Origin of the sequence: Streptomyces pratensis, assembly GCF_037137275.1 — a bacterium.
GTDB lineage: Bacteria > Actinomycetota > Actinomycetes > Streptomycetales > Streptomycetaceae > Streptomyces > Streptomyces pratensis_B.
In genome coordinates this window covers 1-13,058 of sequence record NZ_JBBBEN010000090.1, presented here as the reverse complement: position 1 = coordinate 13,058, position 13,058 = coordinate 1, and the positions used below count along the sequence as shown (strand labels likewise).

At 72.2% G+C, this 13,058-nt stretch carries 12 protein-coding genes; 10 read left to right on the top strand and 2 right to left on the bottom strand.

What is annotated here, in order from left to right:
- The 9 genes from V9U70_RS16000 to V9U70_RS15960 all read left to right on the top strand — a co-directional run.
- On the top strand, positions 1-388 hold a 388-nt coding region (locus tag V9U70_RS16000; RefSeq protein ID WP_336675863.1), incomplete at its 5' end, for a sensor histidine kinase.
- A gap of 403 nt (positions 389-791) precedes the next feature.
- Positions 792-2,153, top strand: a complete 1,362-nt coding sequence (locus V9U70_RS15995) for a sensor histidine kinase (protein ID WP_336675861.1) — start codon at positions 792-794, stop codon at positions 2,151-2,153.
- A gap of 473 nt (positions 2,154-2,626) precedes the next feature.
- Positions 2,627-3,286 carry a response regulator transcription factor gene (locus tag V9U70_RS15990; RefSeq protein ID WP_336675860.1) on the top strand — a complete coding sequence of 220 codons (660 nt, stop codon included), beginning with the start codon at positions 2,627-2,629 and terminating at the stop codon, positions 3,284-3,286.
- Positions 3,287-4,029: 743 nt separating this feature from the next.
- On the top strand, positions 4,030-5,994 hold the full coding sequence (locus tag V9U70_RS15985; protein WP_336675859.1) for a 2-oxoacid:acceptor oxidoreductase subunit alpha: 1,965 nt from the start codon (positions 4,030-4,032) through the stop codon (positions 5,992-5,994).
- Positions 5,987-7,060 (top strand): 2-oxoacid:ferredoxin oxidoreductase subunit beta, encoded by a 1,074-nt coding sequence (locus tag V9U70_RS15980; RefSeq protein WP_336675857.1) that lies wholly within the window; start codon positions 5,987-5,989, stop codon positions 7,058-7,060. The genes V9U70_RS15985 and V9U70_RS15980 overlap by 8 nt, the downstream gene beginning before the upstream one ends.
- A gap of 294 nt (positions 7,061-7,354) precedes the next feature.
- Entirely contained in the window at positions 7,355-8,362 is a 1,008-nt protein-coding gene (rarD, locus tag V9U70_RS15975) for an EamA family transporter RarD (RefSeq protein ID WP_336675855.1), read from the top strand.
- Positions 8,363-8,425: 63 nt separating this feature from the next.
- A complete protein-coding gene (locus V9U70_RS15970) occupies positions 8,426-10,099 on the top strand; it encodes an FAD-dependent monooxygenase (protein ID WP_336675853.1) in 1,674 nt (557 codons plus the stop codon).
- 12 nt (positions 10,100-10,111) lie between these two features.
- Positions 10,112-10,606 (top strand): hypothetical protein, encoded by a 495-nt coding sequence (locus V9U70_RS15965; protein ID WP_336675852.1) that lies wholly within the window; start codon positions 10,112-10,114, stop codon positions 10,604-10,606.
- Between the two features lie 138 nt (positions 10,607-10,744).
- Complete coding sequence (locus tag V9U70_RS15960; protein WP_336675850.1) at positions 10,745-11,212, top strand: hypothetical protein; 468 nt, start codon at positions 10,745-10,747, stop codon at positions 11,210-11,212.
- Positions 11,213-11,470: 258 nt separating this feature from the next.
- Here the strand turns inward: V9U70_RS15960 and V9U70_RS15955 are convergent, their stop codons facing one another.
- The gene (locus V9U70_RS15955; RefSeq protein ID WP_336675849.1) at positions 11,471-11,971 is read right to left on the bottom strand and encodes a DUF3995 domain-containing protein; all 501 of its coding nucleotides are present in this window, start codon (positions 11,969-11,971) and stop codon (positions 11,471-11,473) included.
- 269 nt (positions 11,972-12,240) lie between these two features.
- Between V9U70_RS15955 and V9U70_RS15950 the strand changes: the two genes are divergently transcribed.
- Positions 12,241-12,840 carry an AMIN-like domain-containing (lipo)protein gene (locus tag V9U70_RS15950; RefSeq protein ID WP_336675848.1) on the top strand — a complete coding sequence of 200 codons (600 nt, stop codon included), beginning with the start codon at positions 12,241-12,243 and terminating at the stop codon, positions 12,838-12,840.
- A gap of 77 nt (positions 12,841-12,917) precedes the next feature.
- Here the strand turns inward: V9U70_RS15950 and V9U70_RS15945 are convergent, their stop codons facing one another.
- The gene (locus V9U70_RS15945) at positions 12,918-13,052 is read right to left on the bottom strand and encodes a peptidoglycan-binding protein (RefSeq protein WP_419723986.1); all 135 of its coding nucleotides are present in this window, start codon (positions 13,050-13,052) and stop codon (positions 12,918-12,920) included.
- Positions 13,053-13,058: the final 6 nt, after the last annotated feature.

Here is a 13,058-nt window from a genome sequence, read left to right as displayed (position 1 = left end):
CGTCCTCACCGACCGCGGCCTGGACGCCGCCCTCTCCGCCATCGCCTCCCGCTGCACCGTCCCGGTCAAGGTGTCGGTCGAGCTTCCCGGAAGGCCGGCGGAGGCGATCGAGGGCATCGCGTACTTCACCGTCTCGGAGCTGCTCCAGAACGTCAGCAAGCACAGCGGCGCGCCGTCGGCCTCCGTGGACGTGTGGCGTACGGCGGACCGCCTGCTCATCCAGGTCAGGGACGACGGACCGGGCGGAGCGCGGATGGACGGCGGTACGGGCTTGGCCGGGCTGGCCGAGCGGCTGGACGCGGTCGACGGAGTGTTCCTCGTGGACTCACCGGCGGGTGGGCCCACGACAGTCACCGCGGAGTTGCCCTGGCGGGACAGGGCTGCCTGAGCGCCCCCTTGGACCCGCGCCTCGGGGTCTCGCCCTCAGGAGCTCGCTGAGCACGAAGGGTAGGGAAAACCCCCGGCCGGATACGGAGAAGGGCCTCATGGTGTGGAAGTCGGCCGGCCAGCACCCTTGAGGGAGAACGGTCCGTCCGGTGCCGGTTCGCAGGCACCCACCACCCACACCGCCCCCACCAGCCCCACACCTGCACCACAGCCACCCCCGACCGGCACTGCCCCCACCCCAGGCCCCACCCCGGTACCTGGCCCCGGGCCCAGGGCCCGGGCCCCCCACCGCCGACCACTACGGCCACCGGAACCGCCACGGCCGCCACGGCTACCGGGACCACCGCAAGATGCGACACACAGCCCGCTGAGAGACTGAGACAGAGACGGAACGGACGGCACCCATGGCCACGGCATACGGACCGGACACGCGGGACCGGGACTTTCACGGTTCCGGCCCCGGCTTCGGGGCGAAGACCCCGGCGAAGCGCTCCCTCCCCGCTCCGCTGCGCGCACCGCTGGAGGCCCGTGCCTGGCGCGAGCTTCTCTATGTGCTGCTGAGCTTCCCGCTGAGCACAGCGATGTTCATCTTCGCGGTCGCCATGACGTCGATGAGCGCCGGCCTGTTGATCACCTTCATCGGCATACCCATCCTCGCCGCCGGTCTGGCCTTCTGCCGGGGATTCGGCGTGCTGGAGCGGCACCGGGCGCGGGGGCTGCTGCGGGTGGACGTGGCCGATCCGGAGCGGGTCAGGGGAAAGACCGGCGGGCCGTTGGCATGGATGGGCGCGGTGCTCAAGAGCGGCGCGTCCTGGCGGCACCTGCTGTACACCCTGCTGCACTTCCCCTGGTCCGTCTTCACGTTCACGGTCGCGGTGACCTGCTGGACGTACGGCCTCGCGGCGCTCACCTATCCGCTGTGGCACTGGATCTTCCCGGTGTTCGCGGGGACCGGCGGCCTCCAGCTGTACGGGGACCTGGAGCACAAGGAGTATCTGGACTCCCCCGCCGAGCTGGCGTTGACCGGGGCCGTCGGCCTGCTGCTGGTGCTGGCGTCACCGTGGATCGTGCGGGGGCTGCTGACGGTGGACCGGCTGATGGTGACCGGCCTGCTGGGCCCGTCGCGGCTGGCGACCCGGGTCTCCGAGCTGGAGTCGGACCGGGGCGTGGTCGTGGACACCGCGGCCGCCGACCTGCGCCGCATCGAGCGCGACCTCCACGACGGCGCGCAGGCCCGCCTGGTCGCCCTCGCCATGGATCTGGGGCTGGCGAAGGAGAAGCTCGCCGAAGACCCGGACGCCGCCGCGCGGATGGTCGACGAGGCACACGGTGAGGTGAAGGTGGCCCTTCAGGAGCTGCGCGACCTGGCCCGCGGCATCCACCCCGCCGTCCTCACCGACCGCGGCCTGGACGCCGCCCTCTCCGCCATCGCCTCCCGCTGCACCGTCCCCGTGACGGCCGAGGTCGACCTGGAGTCGCGGCCCGCGCAGGCCATCGAGGGCATCGCGTACTTCACCGTCTCGGAGCTGCTCCAGAACGTCAGCAAGCACGCCCGGGCGACCCGGGCCACGGTCGACGTGTGGCGCGCGGCCGACCGGCTGATGCTCCAGGTCACGGACAACGGACGGGGCGGGGCGTCGGTGTCACCGGGCGGCGGCCTGGCCGGGCTGACCGAGCGACTCGACGCGGTGGACGGGGTCCTCGTGGTCGACTCTCCGGCCGGCGGCCCGACGACGATCACCGCCGAGCTCCCCTGGCGAGGCTGACCCCCGCCCCGTCTGCCGCCCCGCCCTGCTGCCATGCCCTGGGGGCCCCCACCTGCCGCCCCGCCCTGCTCCCATGCCCTCCCGCGGGCCCGGCGGCAGGGCTGTCGGCCGCCTCCATGCCGTCGCCGGTCGCCTTACCGCGGTGTGCACGGCATGTCTTCCTCGGAGCACGCCCTGATGCGGCGGCCCGCACGCCAGGGCTCCTCGACACCACGTGTCGCGACGGCACGCACCAGGGTCCCCTCGACGCGCAGGCCTCCTGGTCACCGCGGTGCGCGTGTCGGATCACGACGGTGTCCGTGCCGTCGTGACCACGTTATCCACAGGCCCCCCATTCGCCTTCCCGTCCTGGGATGCTGTGACGGTCGGGGCGCGGCCCGCAGTCGTCGGGCGGAGCACGCGCAGGGGCGCGGAGAGCGCGGAATCATCGGAACAGTGGGGGAAGCGGCGTCGTGCGGAACGTGGAGAACAGAGTGCGCGTGGTCATCGCCGAGGACTCGGTCCTGCTTCGGGAAGGGCTCACTCGCCTGCTCACCGATCTCGGGCACGAGGTGGTCGCGGGGGTCGGGGACGCCGAGGCGTTGATCAAGACTATGGCGGAGCTCGACGCCCAGCGGGCACTGCCCGATGTGGTGGTGGCCGATGTGCGGATGCCGCCGACGCATACGGACGAGGGCGTGCGGGCGGCCGTGCGGCTGCGGAAGGACTATCCGGGCATCGGAGTGCTGGTCCTCTCCCAGTATGTGGAGGAGCAGTACGCCACCGAGCTGTTGGCGGGCAGCAGCCGCGGGGTGGGCTATCTGCTCAAGGACCGGGTGGCCGAGGTCCGTGAGTTCGTGGACGCGGTCGTGCGGGTGGCTCAGGGCGGTACGGCTCTGGACCCGGAGGTAGTGGCGCAGTTGCTGGGCCGCAGCCGGAAGCAGGACGTGCTGGCCGGGCTCACGCCGCGCGAGCGCGAGGTCCTCGGTCTGATGGCCGAGGGCCGGACGAATTCCGCCGTGGCCCGGCAGCTCGTGGTGAGCGACGGCGCGGTGGAGAAGCACGTCAGCAACATCTTCCAGAAGCTGGGCCTCTCCCCCAGCGACGGGGACCACCGGCGCGTCCTCGCCGTGCTCACCTACCTGAATTCCTGAACGCCCGCCCTGGTCGGCCTGAGAGCACGGGGCAGGGAAGGCGGGCCTTGCACCGGCCGACCGNGGCCGGTGCAAGGCCCGGCACCCGCCGCCCCCATCGGGCACTGACCGGCCCCACAGGCATCCACAGGCCCACCACCGCCGCCGTCCCGCCAGTCCGCCTCGCCCCGCCAGCCCGCCTTCACCCACCAACCGCTGTCGGGCTCACCGGCCGCCATCGGCCCCGCCCACCAGCCGCCATCGGGCACCGGCCACCGGCCGCCATCGGCCCCGCCCAGGGCCCATCGCCCCCCAGCGAGCCCACCCGGCCACGCAGCGCCCCCGCCCACCCGGCAGCGAGCCCACCCGACCGCCCAGCGCGTGTCCGGCCGCCCAGCCGGGAGCGCACAGAGGCTCTCCGGGGGCACGTCGGGGGCGTTCCCGCAGCCCTGGGGTGTCCGACGGGCACTGGCCGGGCACTTCTGTCCCAGGAGGCCGGGACCTTCCGCTCGGGTCGGCCCGGACGGAGTGTGTTCGGCCCGACACAGGGCGGGCGCCTAGGCCAAAAGACCTATACGGAAACGTTTTCATCCCATGCGCCAGAGGCGTGCACAAGCGGACAGACCAGGCCGATAGGCGTCTCAAAACGCTGTCCACCATACGATCGGTCCCTGGAGACCGGCCCGCGCGGACGTAGGGTGGCCCCTGGGATCGCCGGCTGGCCGGACGGTTCCGAACCGCCGCCCCAAGGGAGGTCCAGTTCAGTGACGAGCCAGGTCAGTAGTGCGGCAGAGAAGGCCGATGAGGCCGACGACGCCGTCCTCGGGGGCCAGCGCGCCCCCGAGTCAGGTACGACGGGAACGCCGGGCGGCGACGGGAAAGAGGTCCGCCGCCTGGACCGGGTGATCATCCGTTTCGCGGGTGACTCGGGTGACGGCATGCAGCTCACGGGCGACCGGTTCACCTCGGAGACGGCTTCCTTCGGCAACGATCTCTCGACCCTGCCGAACTTCCCCGCCGAGATCCGCGCTCCCGCCGGGACGCTGCCGGGTGTCTCCTCCTTCCAGCTCCACTTCGCCGATCACGACATCCTCACCCCGGGCGACGCCCCGAACGTCCTGGTGGCGATGAACCCCGCCGCGCTGAAGGCGAACATCGCCGACGTACCGCGGGGCGCGGAGATCATCGTGAACACCGACGAGTTCACGAAGCGGCCGATGGCGAAGGTGGGGTACACGACCAGTCCGCTGGAGGACGGGTCGCTGGAGGCCTACAACGTCCACCCGGTGCCGCTGACGACGCTCACGATCGAGGCGCTGAAGGACTTCGGGCTGCCCCGCAGGGAGGCCGAGCGCAGCAAGAACATGTTCGCGCTGGGTCTGCTGTCGTGGATGTACCACCGGCCGACCGAGGGGACGGAGACGTTCCTGCGGCAGAAGTTCGCGAAGAAGCCGCAGATCGCCGAGGCGAACGTGGCCGCTTTCCGGGCCGGGTGGAATTTCGGCGAGACCACCGAGGACTTCGCGGTCTCCTACGAGGTCGCTCCGGCCTCACAGGCGTTCCCCACCGGCACCTACCGCAACATCTCGGGGAACCTGGCCCTGTCCTACGGCCTGATCGCCGCCGGGCAGCTGGCACAGCTGCCGCTGTATCTGGGCTCGTACCCGATCACCCCGGCCTCGGACATCCTGCACGAGCTGTCCCGGCACAAGAACTTCGGCGTGCGGACCTTCCAGGCGGAGGACGAGATCGCCGGGATCGGTGCGGCGCTCGGCGCGGCGTTCGGCGGCGCGCTGGGCATCACGACGACGTCCGGCCCGGGAGTGGCGCTGAAGTCGGAGACCATCGGCCTGGCGGTCTCCCTGGAGCTGCCGCTGCTGATCATCGACATCCAGCGCGGCGGCCCCTCGACCGGGTTGCCGACCAAGACCGAGCAGGCCGACCTGCTCCAGGCGATGTACGGCAGGAACGGTGAGGCCCCGGTGCCCATCGTGGCCCCGCAGACCCCCGCCGACTGCTTCGACGCCGCGATCGAGGCGGCCCGCATCGCGCTGACGTACCGCACGCCGGTCTTCCTGCTCTCCGACGGCTATCTGGCCAACGGCTCCGAGCCCTGGCGCATCCCGGAGACGGACAGCCTGCCCGACCTCGCCACCCCCTTCGCCTCCGGTCCGAACCACACCCTGGCGGACGGCACCGAGGTGTTCTGGCCCTACAAGCGCGACCCGCAGACCCTGGCCCGCCCCTGGGCCGTCCCCGGGACGCCCGGCCTCGAACACCGTATCGGCGGCATCGAGAAGCAGGACGGCACCGGCAACATCTCCTACGACCCGGCCAACCACGACTTCATGGTCCGCGTCCGCCAGGCGAAGGTCGACGGCATCGAGGTCCCCGACCTGAGCGTCGACGACCCCGCCGATGCCCGGACCCTGGTGCTCGGCTGGGGATCGACCTACGGGCCGATCACCGCCGCCGTCCGCCGGCTGCGCGCAGAGGGCCTGCCCATCGCCCAGGCCCACCTGCGCCACCTCAACCCCTTCCCGAGGAATCTCGGCGAGGTGCTGAAGCGTTACGACAAGGTCGTCGTGCCGGAGATGAACCTCGGTCAGCTCGCGATGCTGCTGCGGGCGAAGTACCTGGTGGACGCGCACAGCTACAACCAGGTCAACGGAATGCCGTTCAAGGCCGAGCAGCTCGCCACAGCTCTCAAGGAGGCCATCGATGCCTGACACCGAAGAACTGCGGCACAACGAACTGCTGCAGCTGGTGCCCAAGGCCGAGGCGAAGCAGTCCATGAAGGACTTCAAGTCCGACCAGGAAGTCCGCTGGTGCCCGGGGTGCGGCGACTACGCCGTCCTCGCCGCGGTCCAGGGGTTCATGCCGGAGCTGGGGCTCGCGAAGGAGAACATCACCTTCGTCTCCGGCATCGGCTGCTCCTCCCGCTTCCCGTACTACATGAACACCTACGGGATGCACTCCATCCACGGCCGCGCGCCCTCCATCGCCACCGGGCTCGCCACCTCCCGCCGGGATCTGTCGGTGTGGGTGGTCACCGGCGACGGCGACGCGCTCTCCATCGGCGGCAACCACCTCATCCACGCACTGCGCCGCAACGTCAACCTCAAGATCCTGCTCTTCAACAACCGGATCTACGGGCTGACCAAGGGCCAGTACAGCCCCACCTCCGAAGTCGGCAAGATCACCAAGTCGACGCCCATGGGATCGCTCGACGCGCCCTTCAACCCGGTCTCCCTCGCCCTCGGCGCGGAAGCGACCTTCGTGGCCCGCACGGTCGACTCCGACCGCAAGCACCTCACCAGCGTGCTGCGCGCCGCGGCCGAACACCCCGGCACCGCCCTGGTGGAGATCTACCAGAACTGCAACATCTTCAACGACGGCGCCTTCGAGGTCCTCAAGGACAAGGAACAGGCCACCGAGGCCGTCATCCGCCTCGAACACGGACAACCCATCCTCTTCGGCGCGGACGGCTCCAAGGGCGTCGTCCGCGACCCCGCCACCGGTGACCTGCAAGTCGTCGCCGTCACCGACGAGAACCGTTCACAGGTCCTCGTCCACGACGCCCACGCCTCCTCCCCCACCACGGCGTTCGCACTGTCCCGACTCGCCGACGCCGACACCCTGCACCACACCCCCATCGGCGTGCTGCGCGACGTCGAACGGCCCGTCTACGACACCCTGATGTCCGACCAACTCGACGCCGCCATCGACAAGAACGGCAAGGGCGACCTCGGCGCACTCCTCTCCGGGAACGACACCTGGACCGTCCTCGGCTGACCTTCCTGGGCCCGGGGCCCGTGCTCCGCGCGCCGCCGGCTCCCCCGCCGTTCAGGGCCCGGACCTCCCCCCTTGGGGGCAGGCCCGGGCCCTGGCGCATTGCCGTACCGGCCGCACCGCCCCGACTCCGTCCGCCCCGGCCCGCCCCCGTACGCCCCACTCCGCCTCGGCGTGCTCCCGCCGTGCACGGAACGGTCATGAGTGTTTCGCCGGGACGGCTATGACACCTGCCCCTTCCGGCGCTACCGTCGTGCCGTCGGCAGATCCGTCGGCACAGGCAGGCCGGGAGGGCCCGTGAAGGGGAAGCACGAACAGCGGGCAGGGCTGCTGTACGGAATCGGCGCGTACGGGATGTGGGGCCTGGTCCCCTTGTTCTGGCCCCTGCTCAAGCCGTCAGGAGCCCTGGAGATCCTCGCCCACCGGATGGTGTGGTCGCTCGGCGTCGTGGGCATCGCCCTGCTCGTGATGGGTCGCTGGGCCTGGGTCGGCGAGCTGGCCCGTGATCCGCGCAAGCTGGGGCTGATATCCCTCGCGGCGACCACCATCACGATCAACTGGGGCCTCTACATCTGGGCCGTGAACAACGGCCAGGTCGTCGAGGCCTCGCTCGGCTACTTCATCAATCCGCTGGTCACCATCGCCATGGGCGTCCTGCTGCTGGGCGAACGACTGCGGCCCGTCCAGTGGATCGCGGTCGCCACGGGGCTGGTGGCCGTCCTGGTCCTGGCGATCGGGTACGGCCGGCCGCCGTGGATCTCGTTGGTGCTGGCGTCCTGCTTCGCCACGTACGGCCTGGTGAAGAAGAAGGTGAACATGAGCGGCCTGGAGTCCCTGGCCGCCGAGACCGCCGTGCTGTTCCTGCCCGCGCTCGGCTTCCTGCTCTGGCTCACCGCCGACGGCGCGTCGACGTTCACGGCGGGGGGCGCGGGGCACGGCGCCCTGCTCGCCGCGACGGGCGTCATCACGGCGGTACCGCTGGTCTGCTTCGGCGCGGCGGCGATCCGGGTGCCGCTGTCCACACTGGGGCTGCTCCAGTATCTGGCCCCGGTCTTCCAGTTCGCTCTCGGCATCCTCTACTTCCACGAGGCGATGCCGCCGGAGCGGTGGGCCGGCTTCGCCCTGGTCTGGCTGGCGCTGTCACTGCTCACCTGGGACGCGTTGCGCACCGCGCGGCGCAACAGGGTCCTGGCGGCGGAGCTGCTGGCAACGGCGGCGGGCGCGCCCTCGGCGACGGGAGCCGGCCCCGCCGAGAGCCGGCCCGCCCCCGCTCATTCCCCGACCGCTCAAGAAAAGATTACCTAGTTGCATTTATTACTCGGTTGCGTTATCCTTGTTTCTCCGGAAGCCGTGACCGAGGGAGCAGCCATGACTGACGTACTCATCGTGGGCGCGGGCCCCACCGGGCTGGTCCTGGCCTGCGACCTGGCCCGGCGGGGCGTGGCCGTGCGGATCGTGGACCGCTCGCCCGCCCCGCCGCGCACCTCGCGCGCCAAGGGCCCCAACCCCCGTTCGCTGGAGATCCTGGACGACCTCGGGGTCGTGGACGAGGTGCTGGCCGCCGGATCGGCCCCCCTGCCGATGCTCAAGTACCGCGGCCGCCTCCCGGTCGCGGAGACCGATCCGTGGGCGGGCTCCGCACCGGCGCCCCACGCGCCCTACGACCGGGGGTGGCTGGTCGCCCAGTGGCGGCTGGAGGAGATCCTGCGCGAACGGCTGGCCGGGTACGGAGTCCGCGTCGAGCTGGGCCGTGAGGTCGTGGGCCTGGCGCGGGACGCGGCCGGTGCGGGCGACGGGGGCCGGGTCACCGTGGCGTTCGCCGAGGGGCCGGCCGATCGCGCCCGGTACGTCATCGGGTGCGACGGGGCCCACAGCTCCGTGCGCAAGCTCCTGGGGATCGGGTTCACGGGAACCACCGACGAGGACCAGGTGATGGTCTGTGGAGACGTCGACCTGGCCGACGGCGTTCTGGACCGCGGCCGCTGGCACCAGTGGTTCGACACGGACGGCGCGGTCATGCTCTGCCCGATCCCCGGTACGCGGACGGGCTGGTGGTTCCAGGCCGCACCGGAGCGGGACGGGCGGGGGCGGCCGCTCGCCCCCTCGGCCGACGGGTTCCGGCGGCTGCTCGCCCGCCACACCGCGCTGTCCGGCAGCCACCTCGTGCGAGCCGGACTGCTGTCGACGTACCGGGTCGACGTGCGGCTGGCGGACCGCTTCCGCGCGGGTCGGGTCCTCCTCGCCGGGGACGCCGCCCATGTGCACGCCGTCGCGGGCGGCCTCGGGATGAACACCGGTATCCAGGACGCGTTCAACCTGGGCTGGAAGCTGCATCTGGTGCTCGCCGGGCACGCCGGCGCGGAGCTGCTGGACACATATGAGGAGGAGCGGCTTCCGGTGGCCGCCCGGACCCTGGACCTCACCTCCGAGCGCCTGCGGGCCACGCTGGAGGCGATCCGCAGGCCCGGCGGCGGCCTGGACACGGCGATCACCCCGGACACGAGCGGGCTGGGCGCCGGCTACCGGTGGAGCTCCCTGGCCGTGCACCGCCCCGACGCCCCTGCCACCGGCGCCGCCGCCCCCTCCCCCGGCCCGCCGCCCGCCCCGCGCCCCGGGGATCGCGCGCCGGACGCCCCCTGCCGGGAGGCCGCGACCGGGGCCCGCACCCGGCTGCACCGCGTCCTCGCGGGCCCCGGCACCACGGTCCTCGGCTTCGGGCCCGGCAGCGCCGCGGTCCTGCGCGAGGCGGCGGCCGCCTACGGCGAGGCCGGGGTGCGGGTCTGCCGGGTGTACGGGGCGCACGAGGACCGGTCCGGCGCGGAGCCCGGCGCGGTGGTCGACGACGAGGGCCACGCGGCGAGGGCATACGGCACGGCGGCCTTCGGCGCTACGGGCCGGGGCGCCGTGGTGCTCGTCCGCCCCGACCACCACGTGGGGGTGCACGCCCCGGCGCACGAGGCCCACCTCGTACGGGAGTACCTGCGGCGGCTGTACGGGGCGGGTCCGGCGGGCGGCATGGTGGACGCCGTGTCCTCAGGCTGATTGAGTGCCCGGATGGGGACGGTGCTGGGGGCCATGAGGAACGTGCGGTGGCACGAGTTGCAGCATGCGTACGGCTCGGCGTCCCAGGTCCCCGGGGTGCTGTCGCGGATCGCGTGGGGGGACGCGCCGTCCTCGGACCAGGCTCTGAGCGACCTGGAGCGGTGGATCGGCACGCCGCCCGTCTTCGACTCCACCGCGGCGACGGTGCCGTTCCTGTGGGAACTGGCGGTGACGGAGCGGGTCAGGGACAGGGCGGGCGTGCTGGATCTGCTCACCACGGTCCTGGCTGCCGGGGACGTGCGGCGCCCCGGGTGGACCCGCGCCGCCCACGACGCGGTGGCGGCGGGCCGCGGCACGGCCGACCGGCTGGCAGCGCCCTCCACGCCCGGCCTCTCGGGGGCTGCTCCGCCGACCTCTCTCGCCCGGCCGGTGCGCGCAGCCGCCGCACGGCTGCTGGGCGCGATCGACCGCCACTCCTGCCCGGTCTGCGCCCCAGGCGGGGACTGAGCCCGCCGGCCACGCCCCGACAGCGAGATCCAGCCCCGGTGGCGGGGCGGGGCACCGGCCCCGGGGCCGTTCGCCGTCGCGGCCGCTGGTCCGGGGATACTGACCCCGGATCAGCCGCGCTTGTGATCAGCTGACGCCATGGAAGGCATATGGACAAGCGTTGTAGCGGTCGGCGGCACACTCCTGGGCGTCATGATCACCCAGCTCTTCCAGCGCCTCGCGTCGGGACGCAGTGAGCTGTTCGCCCGGTCGGAAGCGCTCCGGCAGGAGCGCATAGCCACGTACAGCTCGTTCGCCGCGGCGCTGGAGGACTACCGCCACGGGCAGGCGGGCCGCTGGTACCGCATGCGGCAGGACCCTGAGGGTGAGGCTTTCGTCGCGGCGCGCGACGAGGCGCACCGGCTCCGGACAGCGACCCGGCAGGTGCTCTACCGGGTCAAGCTGCTCACTGACGACCAGGGGGTGGTCGCCGCCGCCGAGCAGGCTTACCAGCGCACGCGTGATGTGTCGACGGCACAGGACCAGGCCGAGCGGGACGCACTGGACGCCCGGGCGAGAGAGGCGATCGACGCGTTCGTGGCCCGGGCTTCGCCCCTGACCCGTTGACCTGCCGCAGGGCAGACGCCGGGTGGCTCCCCGGGGCCGCTGGAAGCTCCGGACGGTGCGGCCCGGCCGACGGGCCGGGGCCCACGCGTACGGCGGTGATACGCGCGCCAGGCCTTCGCTTCGCCTCGTCGCCGCGATGTCCACGGCCGGGCGGAAGTGGCCGGCCGGCAGGGGCCCGGCTCTTCCCCCGCCCCACTGCCGGACCACCCGTGTCCCACGGGAAGCCCCACGGACTCCGGCGGGGGGACCCGCGTGCGTTCACCGCGCAGCGCTCCGCCGGGCACGGCCCCAGGTGGCTGCTCCCAGCAACAGCCCCCACACCAGGAACCACGGGTCCCACAGGAACAGATGCCAGGAGAACGCCTTCCGGTCCATGTCCGCCGAGGCCTCGATCACCCCCGCCTCCACCAGCGTCTGCCCGACGACCAGTGATCCCCCGTACAGGACGAGTGCCGCCGTCGCTCCCCACGACAGTGTCAGCAGCACCCGTCGCGGCACCCGTTGTCCCCACTCCTGCACGACGGCGAGCCCCAGCACGGCGGCGAACAGCTTCAGCCCGGCGGTCAGCCAGACCACCGCGATCATTCGCGGGTCGCGGGCTCGGGCCAGTCGCTCCAGTTCACCCCCCAGGGTGTCCAGTCCGACGGTCCCTCCCGCCGCCCAGTAGACGCTGACCAGCGCGTACAGCAGCCCGAGCCAGAAGGCGGCATAACCGCACCACAGCAGACGTGCCCTCTGGGGCGATCGGTTGTGTGTCACCTCGCGATCATCGCAAACCGGGACACTCCTGACGCCTCATGAGCCCAGGCCTGTCCTCCGGCTACCGCGGGCACGCGATGATCTCCGGCAAGACAAGGCAAGGCGGGCCGGCCGCCCCACCAGACGCACCGACCGACCAGGAGACCGGCCGCCGTGCCCACTCGCTCACCTCACGCCCGCCACCGAAGGACTTCCGGAGCCGTCCGCCCAGGGCGTTGAGTCCCGGGCCGGGCACCGCGTCGTCCGCTCAGAGAAAGCCAGGAGCCACCATGAGATCTCGGCCCGTCGTCACAGCGCTCGCCATGGCGTCAGTCCTGTTCCCAAGCGCCTGCTCCACCGGCGGCCACGGCGGTGCGGGGCCCTCGCCTTCGACCTCCGCCACGGCGGAGGACAGCGGGGCCACGGTCTCGAAGTCGCCCGCAGCCGGCCCGGCCGGCGCCGTCCCCCCGGACACCTCCCGAAAGTCCGGTGAGGGCCACAGCGCGGTGCAGAGCACCGCAGGGCCGGCACTGGAGCGGGTGGAGACAAGCACCCACGACACCTATGACCGGGTTTCCTTCCACTTCGCGGGGGGAACGCCTGGATTCTTCGCGGAGTACGTCGATGTCCTCCGGCACGGCGGACGCGGCGAGGAGTACGACATCTCCGGCGACCACCGCCTCAAGATCGTCTTCATAGCTGTCGGCGCCGGCAGTCCGGTGGGAGAACTGGACACCACCCCCACCCTTCGCGAAGTGCGCGACCTGTCCGTCTTCGAGGGCGAACACGGCATCGGCATCGGGATCGACAGCGGCGACGGCGACGACAAGCCGGGATTCCGTGTCAGCGCGGACGCCACGACCGTGGCCGTGGACGTGGCACGGTCGTAGCGGAACAGCCCGAGGGCGGGCTCCCCCCACGGTGGTGCCGCAGGAGGAGCCCACCCGGCGCCGTCAGCCCGAGAACGTCAGATGTCGTTCCCTGTGCCGTTGACCAGCAGCCGCCAGGTGCCGGGGCCGGGGAGGCCGTCGGCGTCGGAACCGGTCCACCCCTGGGCCTCCTGGAACGCCTTGGTGGCCCGCAGATCGGCGTCACCCCACACCGGACC

Excerpts from the sequence above, each read along its gene's own strand:
- V9U70_RS15995 (WP_336675861.1), top strand. The coding sequence starts at position 792 with ATGGCCACGGCATACGGACCGGACACGCGGGACCGGGACTTTCACGGT.
- V9U70_RS15980 (WP_336675857.1), top strand. The coding sequence starts at position 5,987 with ATGCCTGACACCGAAGAACTGCGGCACAACGAACTGCTGCAGCTGGTG.
- V9U70_RS15960 (WP_336675850.1), top strand. The coding sequence starts at position 10,745 with ATGGAAGGCATATGGACAAGCGTTGTAGCGGTCGGCGGCACACTCCTG.
- V9U70_RS15965 (WP_336675852.1), top strand. The coding sequence starts at position 10,112 with ATGGGGACGGTGCTGGGGGCCATGAGGAACGTGCGGTGGCACGAGTTG.
- V9U70_RS15950 (WP_336675848.1), top strand. The coding sequence starts at position 12,241 with ATGAGATCTCGGCCCGTCGTCACAGCGCTCGCCATGGCGTCAGTCCTG.
- V9U70_RS15970 (WP_336675853.1), top strand. The coding sequence starts at position 8,426 with ATGACTGACGTACTCATCGTGGGCGCGGGCCCCACCGGGCTGGTCCTG.